The sequence below is a fragment of the Faecalibacterium sp. Marseille-Q0746 genome (assembly GCF_017377595.1).
GTDB classification, from domain to species: domain Bacteria; phylum Bacillota; class Clostridia; order Oscillospirales; family Ruminococcaceae; genus Faecalibacterium; species Faecalibacterium duncaniae.
In genome coordinates, this window is record NZ_JAFREI010000018.1 from 25927 (window position 1) to 48829 (window position 22903).

Consider the following 22903-nt stretch of genomic DNA (forward strand, 5'->3'; position numbering starts at 1 on the left):
AACAACGCTCTTTTTGCTCTGCACAAAATCCTGCATCGTTTGGCGTAAAATTGGCGTATGGTGTAGTTCTCGCTGGAAATTCATCAAAAGAAAAAGCCTGAAACTTCTCGGTACATCAAGAAGTTTCAGGCTTTATTTTGCTTAAATTGGAAATTTACTGCTCAATCGGCTTCATCGTCGGGAACAGCAGAACATCGCGGATGGAGGCGCTGTCGGTGAGCAGCATGACCAGGCGATCCACGCCGAAGCCCAGGCCACCCGTGGGGGGCAGGCCGTACTCCAGCGCATTGACGTAGTCGTAATCCACCTGAGCCTTGCAGTCGGGCTCGATGGCCTTGCGCTCGGCGACCTGACGCTCAAAGCGGCCCTTCTGGTCGATGGGGTCGTTCAGCTCGCTGAAGGCGTTGCCGTACTCGGTGCAGTCGATGAAGTACTCAAAGCGCTCGGTAAAGGCGGGATCATCCGGCTTGCGCTTGGCCAGCGGGCTGATCTCGACAGGATAATCATAAATGAAGGTGGGCTGGATCAGCTTGTCCTCAACAAAGGCATCGAAGAACTCGGCCAGAATGGCACCTTTGGTGGGGACCTCGGGCAGCTCCACATGATGCTCCTTGGCAGAGGCAATGGCATCCTCGTCGGACTTCCAATCGTTGAAGTCCACACCGGAATACTTCTTGACAGCCTCCACCATGGTCAGGCGCTCCCAGTGGCCCATATCGATCTGCTTGCCCTGATAGGGAATGACCATGCTGCCGCAGATCTTGAGGGCAAGGCGCTTGTACAGCTCCTCCACCAGATCCATCATGCCGTGGAAATCGGTAAAGGCCTGATACAGCTCGATGCTGGTGAACTCGGGGTTGTGCTTGGGGTCCATGCCCTCATTGCGGAAGATGCGGCCAACCTCGTACACGCGGTCCATGCCGCCCACGATCAGGCGCTTGAGGTACAGCTCAGTCTCAATGCGCAGCACCATGTCCATGTTCAGGCTGTTGTGGTGGGTGTAGAAGGGGCGGGCAGAGGCACCGATCTCAAAGGGGGTCAGGATGGGGGTATCCACCTCCAGGAAGCCCTTCTCGTCCAGATAGGCGCGGATCTCCTTCAGGATCTGGCTGCGCTTGACGAAGGTATCCTTCACCTCCGGGTTGGCGATCAGGTCCACATAGCGCTGACGGTAACGCATCTCGGTATCGGTCAGGCCGTGGAACTTCTCGGGCAGGGGGCGCAGGCTCTTGGCCAGCAGGGTCAGCTCGGTGGCGCGAACACTCAGCTCACCGGTCTTGGTACGGAACACCTCGCCCTTGACACCGATGATATCGCCCACGTCCAGCTTCTTGAAGGCGGCGTAGGCCTCCTCGCCCAGCTCGTCGCGGCGGACATACAGCTGGATATCGCCCTTATCATCGCGCAGGTGGGCAAAGCTTGCCTTGCCCATCACGCGCTTGGACATCATACGGCCGGCCAGCGCGACCTGCTTGCCGCTGTCGGTCTCGTTGGGCAGATCCTTGAACTCTTCCTTCAGGTCGGCAGAGTATGCGTCCTGCGGGAACTTGGTCAGGGTGAAGGGGTCGTTTCCGGCAGCCTGCAGGTCGGCCAGCTTCTGGCGGCGCACCTGCACCTGCTCGCTCTCAGACAGGCCCTGAGCGGGGTTTCTCTTTTGCTCTTCCATGGTTTCCTCCCGTTCAGGCTCAGTTTGCGGCGTGGGTGATGGCCAGCACTTCGTACTCGACGGTCTGGCCGGAGGGCAGCAGGACTTCAGCCTTCTCGCCCACGGCCTTGCCCAGCAGAGCGTGGCCCACCGGGCTCTCGTCGCTGATCTTGCCGTTGATGGGGTCAGCCTCGGTGCGGCCAACGATATCGTACTCCTCGGCCTCATCGTCACCGATCATCTTGATGGAAACGTGGGTGCCAACAGCAACGCTGTCCACGCTCAGCTCGCTCTCGTCGATGATCACAGCGTTCTTGACCATCTGCTCCAGCTCGGTGATGCGGTTCTCCACCAGACCCTGGGTGTTCTTGGCTTCATCGTACTCGCTGTTCTCAGAAAGGTCGCCGTGGCTGCGGGCTTCCTTGATCTCCTCGGCCAGCTCCTTGCGGCGGACCGTCTTGAGGTATTCCAGTTCGTCCTGCATCGCCTTCAGGCCGGAAGCGGACATCTTGATTTCTTGTGCCATTTTGGATCTTCTCCTTGTCTATTGGATTGACGCAGCCGCAAAGCCGCGCACGAATGCTATTATGACTGTTCTATTATAATAGCAAGCCGGGAGCTTGTCAATAAAAACCACGGCGCTAGAGCGGAAAAAGCGGCGGCGTGTTTTCTCGCTTTTTCGTTGAAATATGCCAAGTTTTATGATATAGTAGTAGTCGTTTTTACGTTTCACTCCCCTACTCTCCCCGCGGAAAGGAAGCTTCCATGAACCTGACAAAGCAGTTCTTCAAGTATGTGTCGCAGAATATTTTCGGTCTGATCGGCACATCGTGCTATATTCTGGCCGACACCTATTTCATCGCCCAGGCGGCGGGCACCGACGGCGTGACCCTGCTGAACCTCTGCCTGCCCATGTACAACCTGATCTTTGCCTTCGGCTCGATGATCGGCCTGGGTGCTGCCACCCGGTACGCCATCCTGCAGGCACAGGGCGAGGCGCGGGCGCAGCGGTTTTTTTCCAACGCCATCCTCTGCGCCTGCCTGATCGCCATCCCGTTCATGCTGGCGGGCGCGTTCTGCCCGGGCACGCTTCTGCAGCTCATGGGCGGCGATGCGGACATCGTGGCGCTGGGCCTGAACTACACCCGCATCTTCCTGCTGTTCACACCCTTCTTCATGTGCAACTACATCTTCTCGGCCTTCGTCCGCAACGACGGCGACCCGTCCCTTGCCATGGTGGCCACCCTGAGCGGCAGCCTGTTCAATGTGGTGTTCGATTACATCTTCATCTTCCCCATGGGGCTGGGCCTGCCCGGCGCGGCGCTGGCAACGGCCATCTCGCCGGTGCTCAGCATCGCCATCTGCAGCCGCCACTTCTTTCAAAAGAGCAACACGCTCACCTTTGTCCGGCAGGCTCCCTCGGCCCGGCTGCTGGTGCAGAGCTGCCAGCTGGGCATCTCCGGCTTTGTCGGGGAGCTCTCCTCTGCCGTGACCACCACCGTGTTCAACTTCCTGCTGCTCCGGCTGGCGGGCAACGTGGGCGTGGCCGCTTACGGCGTGGTGGCAAACTTTGCGCTGGTGGCAACAGCCATCTTCAACGGCGTGGCCCAGGGTGCCCAGCCGCTGATCAGCCAGTGCTACGGCAAGAATGAGATGGCCGGGGCAAAAAAGCTGCTTCTGCTGGGCTGCGGCACCGCGCTGGCGCTGGCGGCGGTGTTGTACGGTGCCGTGTTTGGCTTTACCGACACCTTTGTTGCCCTCTTCAACAGCGAGAGCTCCGCTTTGATGGCCGAATACGCTCACAGCGGTATGCGCATCTACTTCCTGGGCTACTTCTTTGCAGGCTGCAATATTGTTGCGGCGGGCTATCTGGGTGCGGTCAACCGCCCCACCGAGGCCACCATCACCTCGGTCAGCCGGGGCGTGGCCGCCATCGTCACCTGCTCACTGATCCTGAGCGCCCTGTTCGGCATGAACGGCGTGTGGTCGGCCTTCCCCGCCGCCGAGGCCATCACACTGGCCCTGACGGTGTTCCTGCTCAAGCGCCCGCGGTCTGTGTGCGGCTGAACGCCTCCACGGAAAAGAGCCGGGTGCTGCCCCGGCTCCTGAACACTTTAAATATACAGTGCCTGCTCCCGCTGGCTTTCCGCCGGGCTGAGGGGCCGCGCTGTCTGACCGGCCAAGGCCCGCCACTGTGCGGGGGATTGGCCGGTCTCTTTTTTGAACACCCGGCACAGGTAGTTGGCCCCTGAGAAGCCGCACAGGCTGGCAATGACATCCAGCGTGTATTCCCGGTGCAGGAGCAGCCGCATGGCAGCTTCCACCCGCACAGTGGTCAGGTAGCGCCCCGGGGGCACCCCCACGGCGGCGGTAAAGGTGCGGACAAGGTGGCTCTTGGAGACCCCCAGCCGCTCACTGAGCTCCTCCACGCCGTACAGGCCAGCGTAGTTCTGGCGGATATCCTCAATGGCGGCCTCCACCAGCGGCGGCAGGGGCGGGGCGGCGCTGTCGGCCCCCGCAAGCTCACAGAGCAGGGCAAAGGCCAGCTGGCTGGCAGCCCGGCTGCGGGGTGTATCGGCCTCGGCGGCAAGGCGGCCCAGCAGCTCTGCGGCGGCGGGGCAGGTCTCGCCCCGGGCCAGGAACGGCAGCTCCGTCAGCCCGGCAAGGAACTGCACCGCCGCCTGCCCGGTCAGCTGGATGCAGAGCAGGTGGCTCTCCCCTTCCGGAGTCAGGGTCAACGGGGCGCGGCTCAGCACCAGATGGCCCGCCGCCGCGCTCTGGGGCGGCAGGATCAGTGCGCTGCCCGCCGGGGAGGGCGAGGCATCGGTCAGGCTGGCGGTGCATCTGCCGCTGGAGATCAGGCAGACCCACAGCCCCTCGCCGGTCAGGGTCAGGGGTTCTTTGGGCTGGATATCCCGCACCACGCCAAGGGCTGCGGTACTTGTCCAATCATAAAGCAATATCTGACACCTCAAATCAATAAAATGCTATTTTATATCACAAAGTTATCTGTTATTATAATACCAACGAGAGCGTGCACCGTCAAGGTGCCGTAACATAGAAAAATTTTAATGGAGGCAATGACCTATGGCTTCGATTAGCTGCCAGCACATCTACAAGATCTATCCGGGCGCTACTGCTCCTGCTGTTACCGACTTCAACCTGGAGATCCAGGATAAGGAGTTCATCATCTTCGTCGGCCCCTCTGGCTGCGGCAAGTCCACCACCCTGCGCATGATCGCCGGTCTGGAGGAGATCTCCAAGGGCGAAATGTACATCGGCGGCCGCCTGATCAACGACGTTCCTCCCAAGGATCGTGATATCGCCATGGTGTTCCAGAGCTACGCTCTGTACCCCCACATGACCGTTTACAAGAACATCGCTTTCGGTCTGGAGCTGCGCAAGACCCCGAAGGACGAGATCGACCGCCGCGTTCACGAGGCTGCCAAGATCCTGGAGATCGAGCACCTGCTGGACCGCAAGCCCAAGGCTCTGTCCGGCGGCCAGCGTCAGCGTGTTGCCCTGGGCCGTGCAATGGTTCGTAACCCGGCAGTCTTCCTGCTGGACGAGCCCCTGTCCAACCTGGATGCAAAGCTGCGTACCAGCATGCGCACCGAGATCATCAAGCTGCACAAGAAGCTGGCTACCACCTTCATCTACGTTACCCATGACCAGACCGAGGCTATGACCATGGGCGACCGCATCGTTGTTATGAAGGACGGCGTCATCCAGCAGGTCGATACCCCGCAGAACCTGTACGATATGCCCTGCAACATGTTCGTTGCCGGCTTCATCGGCAGCCCCCAGATGAACTTCCTGGACGGCACCGTGACCAAGAACGGCGATCAGTACGCCATTGACCTGGGCGGCGACACCATCCCCCTGCCCAAGGAAAAGACCGCTGACGGCAAGCTGGATTCCTACGTTGGCAAGAAGGTCAAGATGGGCATCCGTCCTGAGGATATCGACGACGAACCCGAGTTTATGGCAAAGCACCCCGACTGCCACCTGGAGGCTCAGGTCGATGTGTCCGAAATGATGGGCGCTGAGATCTACCTGTACCTGGAGTACAAGGGCAACAAGATGACCGCCCGTGTCGCTCCCACCTCCAAGGCACGCAACGGAGACACCGTCCGCGTTGCATTTGATCCGCACAAGGTCCACCTCTTTGATGTCGAGACCGAGCAGACCATCCTGAACTAAGTTCTCCAGGGATCATCTTTTGATCCTCCTAATAAGCAAAAGCCGCCGGGAAGCGATTTCCGGCGGCTTTTGTCTAAGAGAACACACATTGGAACATTACAAGGGAGATTTCACCATGGAACACATGATGCTTCTGGTCACCTACCGTATGCTCCCCGGCCAGCGGGACGCTTTTCTGCAGGAGGTCGCCGCTGCCGGCATTCTGGCAAAGGTCCAGCAGGAGGACGGCTTTGAGCGCTACGATTACTACCTGAGCGCCGCCGACCCGGACGAGCTGCTCATCGTTGAGGAGTGGGACTCCGAAGCCCAGCAGCAGGCCCACGTAAACACCGACCATATGGCCCAGCTCCGCGCCATCAAGGAGAAGCATGTCGCTTCCACCGCGATGCAGCGCATTGCCAAAGCCGACTGAGCACGAGAGGATAGAAAAGCACCCGCGGCCTGCTGGCTGCGGGTGCTTTTTTCAAAGGAGAGAAGGGAATGCTCAGCCCTTGACACCGCCCAGTGCAACACCACGGACGATGAACTTGGACAGCAGCAGATAAACAATGATCACGGGCAGGATGGCAATGGCCACCAGCATATAAACCTTGCCCATATCGAACTTGAGGAAGTCGGCACTGCGGAGCTGTGCAATGAGGATGGGCAGGGTCTTTTTGTCTGCCGTATCCAGCACCAGTGCGGGGATGAAGTAGTTGTTCCAGCTGGACACAAAGGAGAAGATGGCCTGCACCGCCAGAGCGGGCTTCATAATGGGAAGCACGATATGGTTGAAGGTGTAGAACTCCCCCGCGCCATCAATGCGGGCGGCTTCCACGATCTCCATGGGCAGGCTGGCATCCAGATACTGCTTCATAAAGAAGAACACCGCCGGGGCCGCAATGCTGGGGATGATGAGGGGAATGAAGCTGTTCTTCAGGCCCATCTTCGTGATGAGCTGCAGGAAACCCAGCGCTGAGACCTGGGTCGGCATGGTCATAATGAGCAGGATGATGGCAAACGCCGCCTTTTTGAACCGGAAGTTATAGGCGTAGATGCCGTAGGCTGTCAGGGCCGAAAAATAGACGCTGAGGGCAGCCGAGCAGCCGGACACGATCAGGCTGTTCCGCACACCAGTCAGCACCGGGATGTTGGCATCCGACAGCACGTTTTTCAGGTTGGTCATCAGCGATTTTCCCGGCAGAAGGGAAAAGCCCTTCTGGATCTCAAAATGGGTGCGGGTGGAATTGATGACCAGCACATAGAAAAAGAACAGGCATAAAAAGCTCAGCAGCACCAGCGCCGCATAGCACACCGTGCGGCGGGCCGCAAGGGTCGCTTTTTCGGATCTTGTCTTGACTGCGTGTGACATTATGCTTTTCCTCCCTTCACCTGTTTGGCCGCCTGCCTGCGGGCCTTGCGCTCGGCCTTGCTCAGCCCGTCGTCCTCCTTGGTCAGGGCCATGTAAACGATTACGCAGAGCACTGCGCACACCAGGAATAGCACCACCGAGACCGCGCCTGCCATGCCGTAGTTCTTGCTGAACAGGTGGTTGTTCAGGTACATGATCATGGTGGTGGAGGTGCGGTCGGGGCCGCCCTTGCCGTTGGTCAGGATCTGCGGCACATCGAACATCTGCAGGCCGCCGATCATCGAAGTGATCATCACATAGACCAGGATCGGCCGGATGAGCGGGATGGTGATCTTCCAGAACATCTGGTTCGGGGTGCAGCCGTCCAGCTCCGCTGCCTCATACAGGGTGGGGTCCACGCCCATGATGGCCGCCATCAGCATGATGGTCGTATTGCCGAACCACATCAGGAAGTTCATCAGGCCGATGAGGCCGCGGTTGCCCCAGACACTGTTCAGGAAGCTGAAGGGCTCCTTGAGGATGCCCATGCCCACCAGTGCAGCGTTCACGGGGCCGTTATCCGAGAACAGGGCAAAGAACAGCATGGCGAACGCCGAAGCCATAATGAGGTTGGGCATGTAGATGACTGTCTTGAAGAAGGTCTGGCCCTTCAGCTTCAGGCGCAGGTCGGTGAACCAGGCCGCCAGCAGCAGCGAGATGGCGATCTGCGGGATGAAGCCGATGATCCAGAGCAGCAGCGTGTTGCCAAAGTATTTGGGCAGGTCGGTTGCAAACAGGGTGATGTAGTTCTTCAGGCCCACAAAGGTGGGGCCGATGATCTTCAGGCCGCTGCGGTAATATTCAAAAAAGCTGTAATAGATCGTAGACCCCAGTGGGATGAGCTGGAACACCGCAAAGATGAGGAAGAACGGTGCAATGAAGATATAGCCCCACTTTGCATAGCTGATCGAGCCGTTCTTCTTTGGTTTTGCTCCCATAGTAACTGCCCTCCTGACGTACATTGCCCAAAGCAAAACGGGGCGGGCGGGATCAGCGTCCGGCCCGCCCCATTCAGATTCGGTTCAAAAGGTTTTCAGGTTCCGGCTGCGCTTATGCGGGCCAGACCACATCGGTCAGCTCGGGGTACTTTTCCTTGATGGCGGTCTCGAAGTTTGCCTTTGCGGTATCCTCGTCCACCGTGCCGGTAAAGTAATCCTTGAAGGCATTCTGGAAGCTCTCGTTCAGGCCCTGATCGTACGGGCCTGCATTGGACATATCAATCTTCTTTGCAGCTTCTGCAAACAGGGCGATATGGTTCTGGCCGCCCAGGAAGTCGGAAGCATAATCGCTGTTTGCGATCTCTTCCATAGCCTTCTCGTTGTTGGTGTAATCCTGCGTATCCAGGGTGATCTGCTTCATAATGGCTTCGTCGCAGGTCAGCTTCTGCATCACGTCGCGGATGATATCGGTATTATCGGTACCGGCTGCCGCGCAGATCCAGGTGCCACCCCAGTAATAGGGCTGAGGACCTTCGCAGACTGCGTAATCGCCGTAGATGCCGTTGCCCACTTCTTCCTTGCCGCCCTCGGCCACAGGGGTCTCCAGAGAGTTGCCCAGCAGGGTGAAGTTGATGCCCCAGGTGGAATAGAAGAAGCCAAACACCTTGCCGCTCGGGCCCTGATCGGCTGCCCACTGGCTGTCCCACAGGCTGGACTTATTGTTGTAGCCCTTATCGGTGTACTCCTTGGTCTGATCGACCCACTTCATAATGTTGGGGTCTACCTTGACGGTCGTGCCGTCCACCCAGGGAGCGTCCACGTTGTTGGAGAAGGTACGGTAAGCATCATCGAAGCCGGACAGCATCTTGTAGCCCTTTGCATAGGCCTGTGCTGCCACCTCGTTGAACTTATCCCAATCGGACAGATGGCTCTGCACCTCGGTGGGATCATCGGTACCCAGCACTTCCTTGGCGATGCTGCGGCGATATGCGAACAGACCGGGGGTCGCCTGCCAGGTGGTGCCGCGCTGGCTGCCGTCCACGCTGACAATGTCCTTGGTGTACTGGTACTGACCAGCCAGATCGGCATCGGTCAGGCCGATGTCTGCCTTGACATCCAGCGCGTAATCGGAATCCACATACTTCAGTGCGTAGTCAGCCTCGATCAGGAAGATATCTACCTTGTCATCATCGGCGGCGGAGTCCTGATTCAGCAGGGCCTCATCCAGCTTATTCTGGTAGTTGTTGTTCTCGTTGGCGTTGATGGTCCACTTGACAACGGTGCCATCTTTCAGGGTGGTGGTGGATTTATCCTCAGCGATGGAGGCGACCTCGGGGTAATAGTTATTGAAGCGGCCCTGGAACTCGTCGTTCCAGCACCAGATATTCAGCACCTTGCCCTGAGCTGCCGGAGCATCGGAAGCGGCGGAAGAAGCTGCGGCAGAGGATGCCGCGCCGGTAGAAGAAGAGGAGCCGCCGCATGCGCTCAGCGCTGCGCTGATGGTAACTGCACCGGAAGCCAGCAGGAAATTACGACGCGAAATCTTTCTCATAATGAAAAACCTCCTTCAATGGTTTTCGTGAAAAAGCGTTTCAAATTCAAGGCTCCGGTTCGCCCGGAACCAAATTCAACCCATTCATTCGATGCTGCGCACCGAGCCGCCCTCCAGCAGTTTTCCTGTCACCGGGATCTGCTCGGCCAGCGTCACACGGGGGTGCTCGATCATCTGCACCAGCTTATCCGCTGCCATCCGGCCCAGCATTCTGGTGTTCTGCTGCCAGGTCACCAGCTGGGGTTTCATCACGCGGGAGAGGTAAATGCCGTCATATCCCATCACGGAAATATCCTCCGGGATGCTCAGGCCCGCTTCCTGCAGAGCGATGCAGCCGCCCATGGCCGAGAAATCATCGGGGAAGAGGATGCAGGTGGGCCGCTGGGGCAGTGCCAGCAGGGCCCGGGTCTCCTCGGCACAGCGGTCTGGATCGTGATACACACCGCAGCGCACATATTCTTCGGGGACCTGCAGCCCCAGCTCCGCGCAGCTCTTGTAGAAGCCCGCCAGCCGGTTCTCCGTCACCGCCGTGCGCTCGCCATGGATAAAGGCGATGCGGCGGTGGCCGTTGGCGTAGGCGTACCGCACCAGCGCCGAAAGCCCGTTGACATTATCGGAAAGGACCGCCATCCGGTTGTTGAACACATGGTCGATGGTCACCACCGGCACATCACTGTTGACCAGCTCCACCACCTGCGGATCGTTGAAATCCACGCAGGCGATCACCGCTCCATCCACGCCCCGGTAGTGGCAGTGCTCCAGATAGGTCATTGTTCTGCCGCCGAGGTTCCGGTTGACAAAGGTGATATCATAGCCCAGCTTTTCCACCTGCACCTTGAAGCTGTCCAGCACCGCCGAGAAGTACTCGTGGGCCAGGCCGCTCTGCCGCTCGTCCACAAACAGAACGCCAAGGTTGTAGGTACGGTTGGTCTTCATTGCGCGGGCCGCCATATTGGGCACATAGCCCATCCGGCGGGCCGCCTCGCGGACACGGTCGCGGGTCGCAGCAGAGATGTCCGACTGGCCATTGAGCGCTTTGCTCACCGTTGCCACCGAGACACCGCATTCACGCGCCAGATCTTTTAAGGATGACATTTCGCCGCCCTCCCTCACAGGGACCCGCTCAAGGCTCCCGAGCGAATCCTAAATCGTTTTCGCAATTTCAATATAGCGCACTTTGCACTAAAAATCAAGCAGAAGAAGAAAAGTTTTATCCTAAAAGTCCGCATTTCAGCAGGTTGCGAGATTTCATTTCCTCAGAATTATGCAGTCTGTATCGTTTTCGTTACATTTCGTTACCGTTCGATAATTTTTTCGTTCCCATACCGGTTTTCACCCCTGAACCAGCCCGCTGCACCCTTGTTGTATATTTCAGGTCCGCTCTTGATTTTTCCCGCAGGATAGACTATTCTTAGGGTGACAAGTGCCTTTCCCACCCTTGGGCCGCAAATCCTAAATCGTTTTCGCCATCAAATGATTTCAGCATTTCCGGTTTACCCTATAAGGAGGAACAAGGCTATGAGATTCGGACATTTTGATGATGCGCGCCGGGAATATGTGATCGACACGCCCCGCACTCCCCTGCCCTGGATCAACTATCTGGGCAGCGAGGACTTTTTCAGTCTGGTGTCCAACACCGGCGGCGGTTACAGCTTTTACCGGGATGCCCGGCTGCGGCGGCTGACCCGCTACCGCTACAACAATTCCCCGCTGGACATGGACGGCCACCGCATCTACATCAACGATGGCGGCACCATCTGGAACCCGGGCTGGCAGCCCGCCAAGACGGAACTGGACAGTTACACCTGCCGCCACGGTCTGGGCTACACGATCCTGCAGGGCGAAAAAAACGGCATTGCGGCCGCTCAGGAGCTGTTCGTGCCCCGGGGCGATGCCTGTGAGATCGACCGGCTGACGCTGGAAAACAAGACCGCTGCCCCCCGCACGCTGGACGTGTTCAGCTATGTGGAGTTCTGCCTGTGGGATGCCATGGACGACAGCTCCAATTTCCAGCGCAACTTTTCCACCGGCGAGGTGGAAGTGGTGGAAAGTGCCATCTATCATAAGACAGAGTACCGGGAGCGCCGGGATCACTACGCTGTGTTCTGGGCCAACGCCCCCGTTACCAGCTTCGACACCAGCCGGGATGCCTTCTGCGGCGTGTACGGCGGCCCCGCCGCACCGGAAGCGGTCAAAACCGGTCACTGCTCGAACAGCATTGCCCACGGCTGGGCTCCGGTGGGTGCCCACCATTTCCATCTCACACTGGCACCGGGCGAGAAAAAGAGCATCATCTTCGGGTTGGGCTACATTGAAAACCCGGTCGGGGAAAAATTCAGCGCTCCCGGCATCATCAACAAAGCCCGGGCAGAGGCCATGATGGCCCGCTATGCCACCGACACACAGGTGGATGCCGCCCGCAGGGCACTGGCCGACTACTGGCAGGAGCTGCTCTCGGGCTGGCAGCTGACCTCCGGCGAGGAAAAGCTGGACCGGATGGTGAGCCTGTGGAACCAGTATCAGTGCATGGTCACCTTCAACATGAGCCGCAGTGCCAGCTATTACGAGAGCGGCATCGGCCGCGGCATGGGGTTCCGGGATTCCTGTCAGGATCTGCTGGGCTTCGTCCACATGATCCCTTCCCGCGCACGGGAACGCATTCTGGACATTGCTGCCACCCAGTTTGAGGACGGCAGTGCCTACCACCAGTACCAGCCCCTGACCAAAAAGGGCAACAGCGACGTGGGCAGCGGCTTCAACGATGACCCGCTCTGGCTCATTGCGTGCACCGCCGCCTATCTGCGGGAGACCGGTGACTGGTCGATCCTGGACGAGCCGGTTGCCTTTGACAACGACGTGACCAGAGCACAGCCCCTGATGGAACATCTGCGCCGGAGCTTCCGCTACACCCATACCCATCTGGGCCCCCACGGCCTGCCGCTGATCGGCCGGGCCGACTGGAACGACTGCCTGAACCTGAACTGCTTCTCGGAGCACCCGGGCGAGAGCTTCCAGATCACCGGCCCCAGCGAGGGTCCCGTGGCTGAGAGCGTGTTCATTGCGGGCATGTTCGTGAAATATGGCCGCGAGTACGCCGAACTCTGTGACCACCTGCACCTCACCGAGGAGGCCGCCAGTGCCCGCACCGCCATTGACGCAGTAGAACAGGCCACCCTGACCGCCGGCTGGGACGGCGCATGGTTCCGCCGTGCCTACGATGCCTTTGGTGCCCCCGTAGGCAGCAGGGAATGCGACGAGGGGCAGATCTTCATCGAACCCCAGGGCATGTGCGTGATGGCCGGAATCGGCCGAGAGACCGGTCAGGCCGAAGCTGCACTGAAGAGCGTGGAGGAGCGGCTGGACACCCCGTACGGCGTGGTACTGCTCCAGCCCGCCTACACCACCTACCGGCTCAATCTGGGCGAGATCTCCAGCTATCCCCCGGGCTACAAGGAGAATGCCGGTATCTTCTGCCACAACAACCCATGGATCAGCTGTGCTGAGACCGTGCTGGGCCACGGTGACCGGGCCTTTGCTGTCTACAAAAAGACCTGCCCGGCCTATATCGAGGATATCAGCGAGATCCACCGCACCGAACCCTACGTTTACAGCCAGATGGTGGCAGGCCGCGATGCCCCCACCTTCGGCGAGGCCAAGAACAGCTGGCTGACCGGCACGGCGGCATGGACCTTCGTGAACGTAAGCCAGTACATTCTGGGCATCCAGCCCACTCTGGACGGCCTGCGCGTTGACCCCTGCATCCCCCACACGCTGGCAGGCTACACCGTCACCCGCCGTTACCGGGGTGCCGTGTACCACATCCGGGTGGAGAACCCCCACGCCGTGCAGAAGGGCGTGCAGAGCGTCACCGTGAACGGTGCTCCTATTGCGGGCACCCTCCTGCCGCTGGCCAAGGCCGGTGAAACTGTAGAGGTCTCTGTCATTCTTGGATAACCTCCCTCACAGCAAAAAGACCGCCAAAGCAAGTAGAAACGCTTGCTCTGGCGGTCTTTTCAATACAGTTTTTTCAGTTCCAATTACAGCATCCTGGAAAGGAAAGCCTTCAGACGAGGATGCTTGGGGTTCGAGAAGAGCTCCTGCGGGGGCTCATCTTCCTGGATCCTGCCCTCATCGATGAAGATGACGCGGTTGGACACCTCGCGGGCGAAGCCCATCTCGTGGGTGACCACCAGCATGGTGATGCCGGTGTGGGCCAGCTCCTTCATCAGCTCCAGCACCTCGCCGACCATCTCAGGGTCGAGGGCGGAGGTGGGCTCGTCGAACAGGATGACATCCGGGTCCATGGCCAGAGCACGGGCAATGGCAATGCGCTGCTGCTGGCCGCCGGAAAGGCTCTTGGGGAACACATTGGCTTTATCGGACAGGCCGACACGGGCCAGCAGCTCCTCGGCACGCTTGGAAGCCTCCTCCTTGCTCTTGAGCTTGAGCAGCTCCGGGGCCAGGCAAAGGTTCTGCTTGACGGTCAGGTGGGGGAAGAGGTTGAAGTGCTGGAACACCATGCCCATCTTCTGGCGCACGGCATCGATGTGGGCATCATCCACCTCGATGCCCTCAAACTTGATGGAGCCGCCGGTGGGGATCTCCAGCCGGTTCAGGCAGCGCAGGAAGGTGGACTTGCCGCAGCCGGAGGGGCCGATCAGGCAGACCACATCGCCGCGGTAGATGTCGATGTCGATGCCCTTCAGGACATCCAGGGTGGGGGTGGGCTGCTTTGCGCCCTTTTTGGCCTCACCGCCGTAGGTCTTGGTCAGACCACGGACTTCCAGAATCTTTTCAGCATGATTAGCGGTCACCTTGCGCCATCCTCCTCTCAAACTTCGACAGCAGCCATGTAAAGAGCATGACTAAGACCAGATAGACCACTGCAACGCCCAACAGGGGGAACATGGCCTCGTAGGTACGGTTCATAATGCCCTGCGCCGCATACAGCAGCTCCTTGCCGCCGATAACGGTGATGAGCGAGGTATCCTTGAGCAGGACGATGAACTCGTTGCCCAGTGCAGGCAGCACCGCGCGGATGGCCTGCGGAATGACAATGACCACCATGGTGGTCATGTAGTTCAGGCCCAGGCTGCGGCCGGCTTCCATCTGGCCGGGGTCCACCGCCATCAGGCCGCCGCGGATGATCTCCGAGACGTAAGCGCCCGAGTTGATGCCCAGTGCCAGCGCACCAACCATGGTAAAGTTGCGGCTGTTGGAAAAGATGACCATGCTCATAATGAGCAACTGGACCATCATGGGGGTGCCGCGGATGATGGTGGTGTACACCTGACAGACGGCATTGAAGAAGCCCAGCACCGGGTTCCTGCGGCCGGGACGCTGCTGGTCGTGCGCAACACGCACCAGTGCCACCACACTGCCCAGCACCACGCCCAGTGCCAGCGCAATGGCGGTGACCAGCAGCGTAGTGCCCACGCCCTGGATGTACTGCACCCAGCGGTCGTTCAGGATGAACGCCTGATAGAATTTGAAGAACATTTCCTGCCCGAAGTCCAGCTTCGTGCCGCTGTTGAGCAGCTCTTTCAGCAGTTCGTATTGTGCGGCCATTCGCATCCTCGCTTTCTAAAATTGTTAGAATTTTGTAACCTGTTCTTTCCAAAAAAGGGGAGGTGCCCCAGATGGGGCCGCCTCCCCGTGATACAAGGTACAGCTGAATTATTCAGCGGTGATGTACTTGTCCACGATGGACTGCAGGGTGCCGTCAGCCTTCAGCTCTTCCAGAGCGGCATTGACAGCATCCTCCAGAGCGGAACCCTTTGCCAGACCGATGGCGTAATCCTCCTCGGCGTAGCTGGTGTCCAGAATGACCAGACCGGGGTTGGCGGCAACGAACTCCTTTGCAGGGGCATTGTCGATGACAACTGCATCGACCTGGCCATTGTTCAGAGCCTGCACAGCGGTCAGGCCGTCGTCGTATGCGACCACAGCGTCATCGCCGAAGTCATCAGAGCAGTAGATGTAGCCGGTGGTGCCGCGCTGGGTGCCGATCTTCTTGCCTGCCAGATCATCGGGAGAGGTGATATCAGAGCCCTCGGGAACGATGATGGACTGGATGCCGGTAGCGTAGCTGTCGGAGAAGTCCATCACAGCCTTGCGCTCGTCGGTCACGGTAACGCCAGCCATGACGATATCGGCCTTGCCCTGCTGCACGCTCAGCAGTGCTGCGTCGAAGTCCATATCATCGATCTGCAGCTCCAGGCCCAGCTTCTCAGCAATGGCCTTGGCGGTGTCGATGTCGATGCCCTCGAACTCACCGGCATCGGTGGTCATCTCGTACGGAGGGAAGGCAGCGTTGGTGGCCATGGTCAGCTTGCCAGCCTCAACGGTGGTCAGCTCAGCGGCAGCGCTGGTGGAAGCAGCCTCGGAAGAAGCTGCACTGCTTGCAGTGGAAGAAGCGGTGCTGGAGGCGGAACCGCCGCAGGCAGTCAGAGCCAGAGCGGCAGCGGTCAGACCAGCGGCAGCCAGAAAGCTGCGGCGATTGATCTTTTTCATATTCAAACACTCCTCTGTTGATTGTATAATTTTTCACTTTCCCGGCACGATGCGCTTCACCGTGTCATCAAGGAACAGGATTAGTATATGTTGTACAAATAAAAAAGTCAAGTGTTGTGCAAAAAATCGGAACAAATGAAACCCTTTTGAAAACATTTATACATACAGCGGCCCGTTCTTAATGTATATATACATTTTGCTTCTGTGTTTCTGTCATTCCGTTGTATTCTGCTAGTGAATCTTCCCACGGAACTTAATCCCGGACATTGACACCTTTTCCTTCTAATTGGTATAATCAGGCTGGAAGCATGGTAAAAGCAGCCAAGCTCAAACCGCGCTGCCCCGCCGGGATGCGGGGAGAAAGGATCCTTCTATGAAAAATCGTATCCTGAAAGCCCTGGCCTCCTTTGGTCTGTCCGTCTGTGTGCTGGCAGGCAGTTCTGTGGTCAGCATGGCCGAAGAAACCCCGGGCAAAACCGAGTGCAAGGAACACACCTGGAAGACCACGACAGAGTATAAGACTGAGTGTGTGGAGACCACCTTCCAGCATAAGCTCCCCGATGGCACCACCGAGACCCTTACACTTTGCCCCGAATGCGGCAAAGTAAAGAACAACACCCAGCTGACCAAGGTAAACGGTGTCTTCTCCAACTTTTCCAACCTGACTATTCACACCGGGACTCTGAAAAACGGTGAGCAGGTAATGACAGCAGCATTCTACTATCCCACTGTTATTGAACGGGTCATCTGCGAAAAGTGCGGCACCGTAAAGAGCGAGGAGGTCATCCCCGCCCGTGTGATGGCCCAGCCAGTCATTGCCAGCATCGAGGTACCCGCCAATACCGTTTCCGACTACAGCCTGATGCAAATCAATGCCGACGGTACCGAAACACCGGTCAGTGTTTCCTACAACACCGAGCTGAACAAGGCATATTTCCGTCTGGATGTCACCACCGGGGCCCAGCTGCTGCGGATGGTTCCCACCACCTGATTTTCCCGCATAACCAACGAGACCGCCCGGTGGGCGGTCTCGTTTTTGTTTTATCGGCGTTTCTGTGGCAGGGGGATGCCCAGCACCAGGGCAATGCCCACGGCCAGCGCCACGGCGATCTTGAAGGTGGAGATGCCGTTTGCCAGCGCCAGAGCGTTGTCGCCCTGAATGAAGTAGTAGGCGCTGTAATAGATGCCCGCACCGGGCACCAGCGGAAAGATGCCGGTGAGCAGGAACACCGTCACCGGTGCTCTGAGGGTCATCGCAAGGATGCGGGCCAGCAGCGTCAGCGGAATGACCGCCAGCAGCGAGGCTGCAAAGGCTTCCATCCCGAACAGCTCCGCGATCTCGTATACCAGCCACCCCACTGCGCCCACCAGCCCGCAGTAGGGCAGGGTGCGCCTGGGGCAGGCAAAGAGAATGGCAAAGCTCAGGGTGCCCGCCCCGGCCAGCAGGAACTGCAGGGCCAGACGGCCCAGCTGCTCCCCGGTGAAAAGAAGTTCTGTCATACCACGGCCACCCCCTTCAAAAAGGCATAGAGGCTCAGCACAAGGCCAGCGCCGATGGCGATGCTGGCCGCAATGAGCAGCGCGTCGATCATCCGGATGGTGCCGGACAGGTAATCGCCCTGCACAAAGTCCCGGATGCCCATGGTAAAGGCGATGCCGGGGGTCAGGATCATCAGGGTGCCGATGATGGCGTGACTGGCTTCAGTGCCCAGCAGGCTGCAACCCAGAATACAGCACAGGGTGATGAGGGCGGCGGTGGAGATGGTTCGGAACCCGCCCCCCACGCCGTGCCGCCCGCAGAACAACAGGTAGGCGTTGGCCGCAACACCGGCCGCAGCGGCGGCAAGCCCTGCTTTCAGGTCGCCGCCAAAGATTAGCGCAAAGCAGAACGCGCCGCCCATGCCCGCCGCAAGCTGCACCCAGTCCTTTGGAAAAGGGATGCACCTGGCCTGAGCCAGCCGGGTCTCGGCCTCATCGATGGTGTCCACTTCCCCGGACGCGATCTGACGGGAAAGCTGATTCACCGCCGCCACCCGCCCCAGGTGGGTGGTACGGGTAGGCACGTTGCGCACCTCGCTCATCTCCGCCGTGCCTGCGCTGGCAAAAATGCCGTTGGTCAGCACATAGACATGGAACTCCCGCAGGTGGAAGCTGGCCGCCATGATCTCCATGGTCTGCTCCACCCGGAACACCTCTGCCCCGTTCTCCAAAAGGGTCTGACCGGCCGCCATAATAAAATCCATGATGCGGCGGCGCTGTTCCCCGTCCGGATACAATTCCCTCTCTGCCATGCTGTGGTCTCCTTAAAATTGGCATAAAAAATGACCGCCTCAACGTTTCAGTGCCTGAGCGGTCATTTTTCTTGACGAATCTATTTGTAGTATAGTCAATCTCCGGCGGCTTGTCAAGCAGGCACGCCGTTTTTTCAGAACTTGAACAGGTTCACGATCCGCTGCCACAGGCGGGTGAAGAAGTTGCCTTCCTGCACATCGGCGGTGGTCTCGGCGGTAACATCCGCAGCGGCGACCGTCTCACCGGTCTTATAGATGAACTTCACGCTGCCGGAAGCATCCTCGGACTTACCGGCAAAGCTGGTGTAGTCCTCCAGACGGCTGGTCATCTCGTCCAGCACGGTCTTCAGGCCATGGATCTGCTCCTCGTCCAGAGCGCCGGTCAGCTTGGAGATGCCCTCCTCATTGAACTGGTTCAGGCCATCGTTCAGCCGGACCGTGCCATCGCTGAGCTGGCCTGCGCCATCATTCAGGGTAGTCACGCCGTCATACAGGGTCTTGGTGCCATCGGCCAGCTGGGCGGCACCGTCCTTTGCGGAGTGGGCACCGTCAGCAGCGGTGGCGACACCGTTAGTATACTGGTTGACACTGGACACGAAATACTGGATCTGCGCCAGGCTGTTCTTCAGGGCACGGACATCTGCGATATCCTGGCTGTTCTCAGCCTGATACTTCAGCTCGTCATGCACGGTCTGTTTTGCGCTGGCAGTGCTCAGGTCAAGCATGGCGCTGAACATGGAGGGGTCGTAGCTCTGCATCAGCCGCAGAGCAGCTTCCAGGTCGTGGTTGGTCTTGGTTGCGGAGAGATACAGGGCAATGTCCAGCTGGCTGTCCTTAAAGCTGGGCTCCTGCTCCCAGACGGTGCGCACCATCTTCTTGCGGGCAGCGGCCAGTGTCTTTTCGTTCATGGTCAGCACTTCGTCAATGACGGAAGCGTAGTTGTCCCAGGTCATGGGGGTGTCGATCAGGCCGCCCTCCATCAGGGTGCTGTTGGCGGAGGCCAGAACGCCATCGGCCACCTGCTGGGCACCGGCCTGCAGGGCGGCGTTATTGGAGCTCAGGGTATCCAGACCGTTGGTCAGCTGGCCCAGACCATCGTCCAGGGCAGAAGCACCGCTGTTCAGCTGAGAAGCGCCGTCCAGCAGGGCCAGGGTACCGTTGGCCAGCTGGGAAGCACCGTCCACCAGTTGGGCAGCACCATCCATCAGCTGGTTCATGGCATCGTTCAGCTGGCTGATACCATCGGTCAGTTCGTTGAGGCTGCTCAGGTCAAAGGCATTGGTGCCCAGCGCATCGGCGTTGGTGGCACAGGCCAGCATGACCTGCGGTGCGGTCAGGTTCTCAACATCGGCTTCCACGGTGACGCTGTCCTGCAGATAATCCTCCACAGTGGACAGGTCATCGGGCAGCAGGCCGTCCAGAGAATCCTTCACGCCGGGCAGGCAGACAAAAGCGGCCACGCTGCTCTTGGCGGCGGATTCCAGCATTCCGTGCTCGGCGCTCAGGTTGGTAGCATCCTGACCAAAGATCACGCCCACAGCAGTGATGAGCGGGGTGACAACGGTGCGCTCCTTGCCGTTGACGGTCACGGTGCCGGTCTCGTTGTTGGTCAGATCGACGGTCACGGTCAGGTGGCCGCTCTTGCCGACCAGGTTCTCAAGACTGTCGGTCACACCGTCCAGCGTATAGGTGACATTTGCGGTGATGGGCAGGGGCTTGTCGGTATTGCCCTTATAGTACACGTCGGTATCGTCGGTGTTCCAGACCAGCTTTTCGCCGTCCTGGGTGAACGCGGCATCGCTCTCGGTGTTCTGGATATCGGTCAGAGTGCTCTCATCGGTGACATTGGACAGGCCGGAAGCGCTGTACAGGTGCTCACTGACGGTGGTGGACTTGATGGAGCCGTCGGCGTTCATCACGGCGTAGACGGTCTCATCCTTGGAATAATCGGCCTTGGCGGCTGCAAAGGCGGGCAGGGTCATGCCTGCGGCGAGAGTCAGCGCCAGCGCCGCACTGGCGAAACGAAGCGATTTTTTCATGGTAATTACTCCTTATCAGACTTCTTGGCGTTGGAAGATTCAGGGACCAGCCAGTGCATGGTGGTGTGGCGGATGACCCAGTCCAGCAGCATCAGGGCAGCGGGCAGAACGACCAGAATGACAGCCATACTGATCAGTGCGCCGCGGGAGATGAGCCGGCAGATGCTCTGCAGCAGCTCCATCTTACTGATGGCGGCCACGCCGACGGTTGCGGCAAAGAAGGTCAGGCCGCTGGTCAGGATGGACTGGCTGCAGTGCTCCAGCGACTGCTGGGCAGCTTCCTGCGGGGTGCGGCCATAGCTGCGCTCCTCGTGATAACGGGTGGTCATCAGGATGGAGTAGTCCACAGTCGCGCCCAGCTGGATGGTGCCGATGACGATGCTGGCGATGAAGGGCAGCTGGGTACCGGTGAAGTACGGGATGCCCATATTGATGGAGATGGCGGCCTCGATGCTGGCAACCAGCAGCACAGGGATGGACAGGCTCCGGAAGGAGATCAGGATGATGGCAGCGACTGCCATGATCGACCAGACGTTGACGTTCTTGAAGTCCACGTCCGCAACCTCGATCAGATCCTTGGTCATGGCACCCTCGCCGGTGATGACACCGTTGGGGTCAACCGCCTTGATGAGGTCATTCATCTCGGTCAGCTGGTTGTTGATGGCATCGGTGCCGGTCTTATAGGAGCTGTTGGCCAGAATGAGCTTGTAGCCGCCGGACTGCAGGATCTCGGTCACGCTGTCGGGCAGCAGTTCGGTCTGGAAGCCAGGGCCGGTGATGGAATCCAGGCTCACCACCTGGGTGATGCCGTCCACATCCTTGAGCTCATCGCAGAGGTCAGACACCTGCGTTGCGGTCAGGTCCTCATCCACCAGAATAAAGTGGGAGGTGGTCATGCCAAAGTCCTCGCCCAGCTTGTTGGTGCCAACGATACCGGTCAGGTCCTGGGGCAGCGAGTCGAACAGGGTGTAGTAGACCTCGGTCTTTTGCTGGGCCACCACAAAGGGCACCAGCAGCACAAGAAAGACGGCCACGATGGGCATTGCGTGCTTGGAAACAAAGTAGCTGAGCTTGGTCAGCTTGGGCACGATGGTGCGGTGCTTGTACTTTTCGACCTGCTGATCAAAGGTCAGGATCAAAGCAGGCAGGATGACGATGGTGCAGATGACACCCAGCGCCACACCCTTTGCCATAACAACACCGATATCGCGGCCCAGCGTCAGGCGCATGGCGCACAGTGCCAGGAAGCCCGCAATGGTGGTCAGGGAGGAAGCGGTGATGGAGGTCATGGTCTTGCAGATGGCGGTTACCATGGCTTCCTCGTTGGAGGAGCGGAGTTCCTTTTCCTCCTGATAACGGTGGAGCAGGAAGATGGAGAAGTCCATCGTCACGCCCAACTGCAGCACCGTGGAAAGCGCCTGGGTGATGTAGCTGATCTGACCCAGGAAGATGTTGGTGCCAAAGTTGTATGCAATGGGGAACAGCAGGCCCAGCATGAACAGTACGGGCGTGATGGTGCTCTCCAGCGAGAGGAACAGCACCAGCATACTGGCACCCACAGCGCACAGGATGTACAGCGGCATCTCTTCATTGATCAGTGCCTTGGTATCCTGCAAGATGACGCTCATGCCGCCAAAGTAGCAGTCGTGCCGCAGCACCTGTTTGATCTGCTGGACGGCGTTCATCGTCTCGTCGCTGGCGCTGGGCGCATCAAACCGGACGATGAGCATGGTGGAATCGTTTTTGCCGAACATGAACTGCTGGACATCCGCGGGCAGCATCTCGGTGGGGATGCTGGGGTCGATGACATCGCTGAGCCAGAAGGTCTGTGTGACACCGGGCACCGCATCAATGTCCTTCTTCATGGCGATCAGTTCATTGGTAGGCAGGCCTTCCACCGTGATCATACCGGTGGAGGCCAGATGGAAGTCGTCCTCAAGCGCTACCTCGCCGATCATGGAGTCGAGCTCCTGCGGCAGATAGGTCAGGACATCATAGTTGATGCGGGTAGCAACCGCGCCGATTGCGGAAGGGATCAACAGCAGGACCGCTACTGTTAAGATCAGCTTGCGCAGACGCACGATGCTCTGTGCGATCTTTTTCATGGGAACCCTCCATACGAAAGTTGATTGGATCTGCCCCAAAAATGACCCTCGGTCATTTCTGAGCAAGCACTATTATAACCAATCGACGCAAGGTGTCAAGATAAAAAATGACCAAAAGTCAGTTTTCTTATCACAAAGCAAAAATTGTATAGCTTGTCCGGGGGCTTTTGCTCTTGCGCTCTTCCCTTCTCCCTGCTAAAATATTGTTTACACGACAAAACAACGTC

19 protein-coding genes are annotated in these 22903 nt (G+C 58.8%); 5 read left to right on the plus strand and 14 right to left on the minus strand.

The features are described from left to right. Window positions 1-154: 154 nt before the first annotated feature. Window positions 155-1666: a lysine--tRNA ligase gene (gene lysS, locus J3351_RS10560; protein ID WP_098924410.1), complete on the minus strand. Its 1512-nt coding sequence runs from the start codon at window positions 1664-1666 to the stop codon at window positions 155-157. A 19-nt stretch (window positions 1667-1685) separates the two neighbouring features. Continuing rightward, window positions 1686-2171 carry a transcription elongation factor GreA gene (gene greA, locus J3351_RS10565; RefSeq protein ID WP_097773349.1) on the minus strand — a complete coding sequence of 162 codons (486 nt, stop codon included), beginning with the start codon at window positions 2169-2171 and terminating at the stop codon, window positions 1686-1688. 239 nt (window positions 2172-2410) lie between these two features. On the opposite strand from greA, the gene J3351_RS10570 reads away from it, so the two are divergent. Next, on the plus strand, window positions 2411-3712 hold the full coding sequence (locus J3351_RS10570) for an MATE family efflux transporter (RefSeq protein WP_207697715.1): 1302 nt from the start codon (window positions 2411-2413) through the stop codon (window positions 3710-3712). A gap of 47 nt (window positions 3713-3759) precedes the next feature. Here J3351_RS10570 and J3351_RS10575 read toward each other — a convergent pair whose 3' ends face one another. Next, window positions 3760-4605, minus strand: a complete 846-nt coding sequence (locus J3351_RS10575; RefSeq protein ID WP_099357283.1) for an AraC family transcriptional regulator — start codon at window positions 4603-4605, stop codon at window positions 3760-3762. Between the two features lie 127 nt (window positions 4606-4732). Here J3351_RS10575 and J3351_RS10580 point away from each other — a divergent pair, with 127 nt between their 5' ends. Both J3351_RS10580 and J3351_RS10585 read left to right on the plus strand, forming a co-directional pair. Next, a complete protein-coding gene (locus J3351_RS10580) occupies window positions 4733-5848 on the plus strand; it encodes an ABC transporter ATP-binding protein (RefSeq protein WP_156067215.1) in 1116 nt (371 codons plus the stop codon). A 115-nt stretch (window positions 5849-5963) separates the two neighbouring features. Continuing rightward, window positions 5964-6260: a putative quinol monooxygenase gene (locus tag J3351_RS10585; protein ID WP_035394851.1), complete on the plus strand. Its 297-nt coding sequence runs from the start codon at window positions 5964-5966 to the stop codon at window positions 6258-6260. Between the two features lie 72 nt (window positions 6261-6332). Here the strand turns inward: J3351_RS10585 and J3351_RS10590 are convergent, their stop codons facing one another. From J3351_RS10590 to J3351_RS10605, 4 genes are all read right to left on the minus strand, one after another. Further along, window positions 6333-7199, minus strand: coding sequence for a carbohydrate ABC transporter permease (locus J3351_RS10590; RefSeq protein WP_207697716.1), 867 nt, complete (start codon window positions 7197-7199; stop codon window positions 6333-6335). Continuing rightward, window positions 7199-8176: a carbohydrate ABC transporter permease gene (locus J3351_RS10595; protein WP_117505963.1), complete on the minus strand. Its 978-nt coding sequence runs from the start codon at window positions 8174-8176 to the stop codon at window positions 7199-7201. Before J3351_RS10595 ends, J3351_RS10590 begins: the two co-directional genes overlap by 1 nt. Before the next feature lie 112 nt (window positions 8177-8288). Further along, on the minus strand, window positions 8289-9728 hold the full coding sequence (locus J3351_RS10600; protein WP_098924402.1) for a twin-arginine translocation signal domain-containing protein: 1440 nt from the start codon (window positions 9726-9728) through the stop codon (window positions 8289-8291). An 84-nt stretch (window positions 9729-9812) separates the two neighbouring features. Continuing rightward, window positions 9813-10823, minus strand: coding sequence for a LacI family DNA-binding transcriptional regulator (locus J3351_RS10605; protein ID WP_117477177.1), 1011 nt, complete (start codon window positions 10821-10823; stop codon window positions 9813-9815). A 423-nt stretch (window positions 10824-11246) separates the two neighbouring features. Here J3351_RS10605 and J3351_RS10610 point away from each other — a divergent pair, with 423 nt between their 5' ends. Continuing rightward, window positions 11247-13682 carry a GH36-type glycosyl hydrolase domain-containing protein gene (locus J3351_RS10610; protein WP_207697717.1) on the plus strand — a complete coding sequence of 812 codons (2436 nt, stop codon included), beginning with the start codon at window positions 11247-11249 and terminating at the stop codon, window positions 13680-13682. 83 nt (window positions 13683-13765) lie between these two features. Here J3351_RS10610 and J3351_RS10615 read toward each other — a convergent pair whose 3' ends face one another. The 3 genes from J3351_RS10615 to J3351_RS10625 form a co-directional block, all read right to left on the minus strand. Beyond that, window positions 13766-14518 carry an amino acid ABC transporter ATP-binding protein gene (locus tag J3351_RS10615; protein ID WP_370569101.1) on the minus strand — a complete coding sequence of 251 codons (753 nt, stop codon included), beginning with the start codon at window positions 14516-14518 and terminating at the stop codon, window positions 13766-13768. A gap of 13 nt (window positions 14519-14531) precedes the next feature. Next, entirely contained in the window at window positions 14532-15296 is a 765-nt protein-coding gene (locus tag J3351_RS10620) for an amino acid ABC transporter permease (RefSeq protein WP_097773339.1), read from the minus strand. Between the two features lie 108 nt (window positions 15297-15404). After that, window positions 15405-16241 carry an ABC transporter substrate-binding protein gene (locus J3351_RS10625; protein WP_097773338.1) on the minus strand — a complete coding sequence of 279 codons (837 nt, stop codon included), beginning with the start codon at window positions 16239-16241 and terminating at the stop codon, window positions 15405-15407. Window positions 16242-16614: 373 nt separating this feature from the next. On the opposite strand from J3351_RS10625, the gene J3351_RS10630 reads away from it, so the two are divergent. Continuing rightward, window positions 16615-17232, plus strand: coding sequence for a hypothetical protein (locus tag J3351_RS10630; RefSeq protein WP_207697718.1), 618 nt, complete (start codon window positions 16615-16617; stop codon window positions 17230-17232). Between the two features lie 50 nt (window positions 17233-17282). Here the strand turns inward: J3351_RS10630 and J3351_RS10635 are convergent, their stop codons facing one another. The 4 genes from J3351_RS10635 to J3351_RS10650 form a co-directional block, all read right to left on the minus strand. Then, window positions 17283-17741, minus strand: coding sequence for a threonine/serine exporter family protein (locus J3351_RS10635; RefSeq protein WP_156059793.1), 459 nt, complete (start codon window positions 17739-17741; stop codon window positions 17283-17285). Further along, window positions 17738-18532, minus strand: a complete 795-nt coding sequence (locus J3351_RS10640; RefSeq protein ID WP_097773336.1) for a threonine/serine exporter ThrE family protein — start codon at window positions 18530-18532, stop codon at window positions 17738-17740. Before J3351_RS10640 ends, J3351_RS10635 begins: the two co-directional genes overlap by 4 nt. Before the next feature lie 134 nt (window positions 18533-18666). Further along, on the minus strand, window positions 18667-20571 hold the full coding sequence (locus J3351_RS10645) for a hypothetical protein (RefSeq protein WP_207697719.1): 1905 nt from the start codon (window positions 20569-20571) through the stop codon (window positions 18667-18669). Between the two features lie 5 nt (window positions 20572-20576). After that, window positions 20577-22676, minus strand: coding sequence for an RND family transporter (locus J3351_RS10650; RefSeq protein WP_207697720.1), 2100 nt, complete (start codon window positions 22674-22676; stop codon window positions 20577-20579). Window positions 22677-22903: the final 227 nt, after the last annotated feature.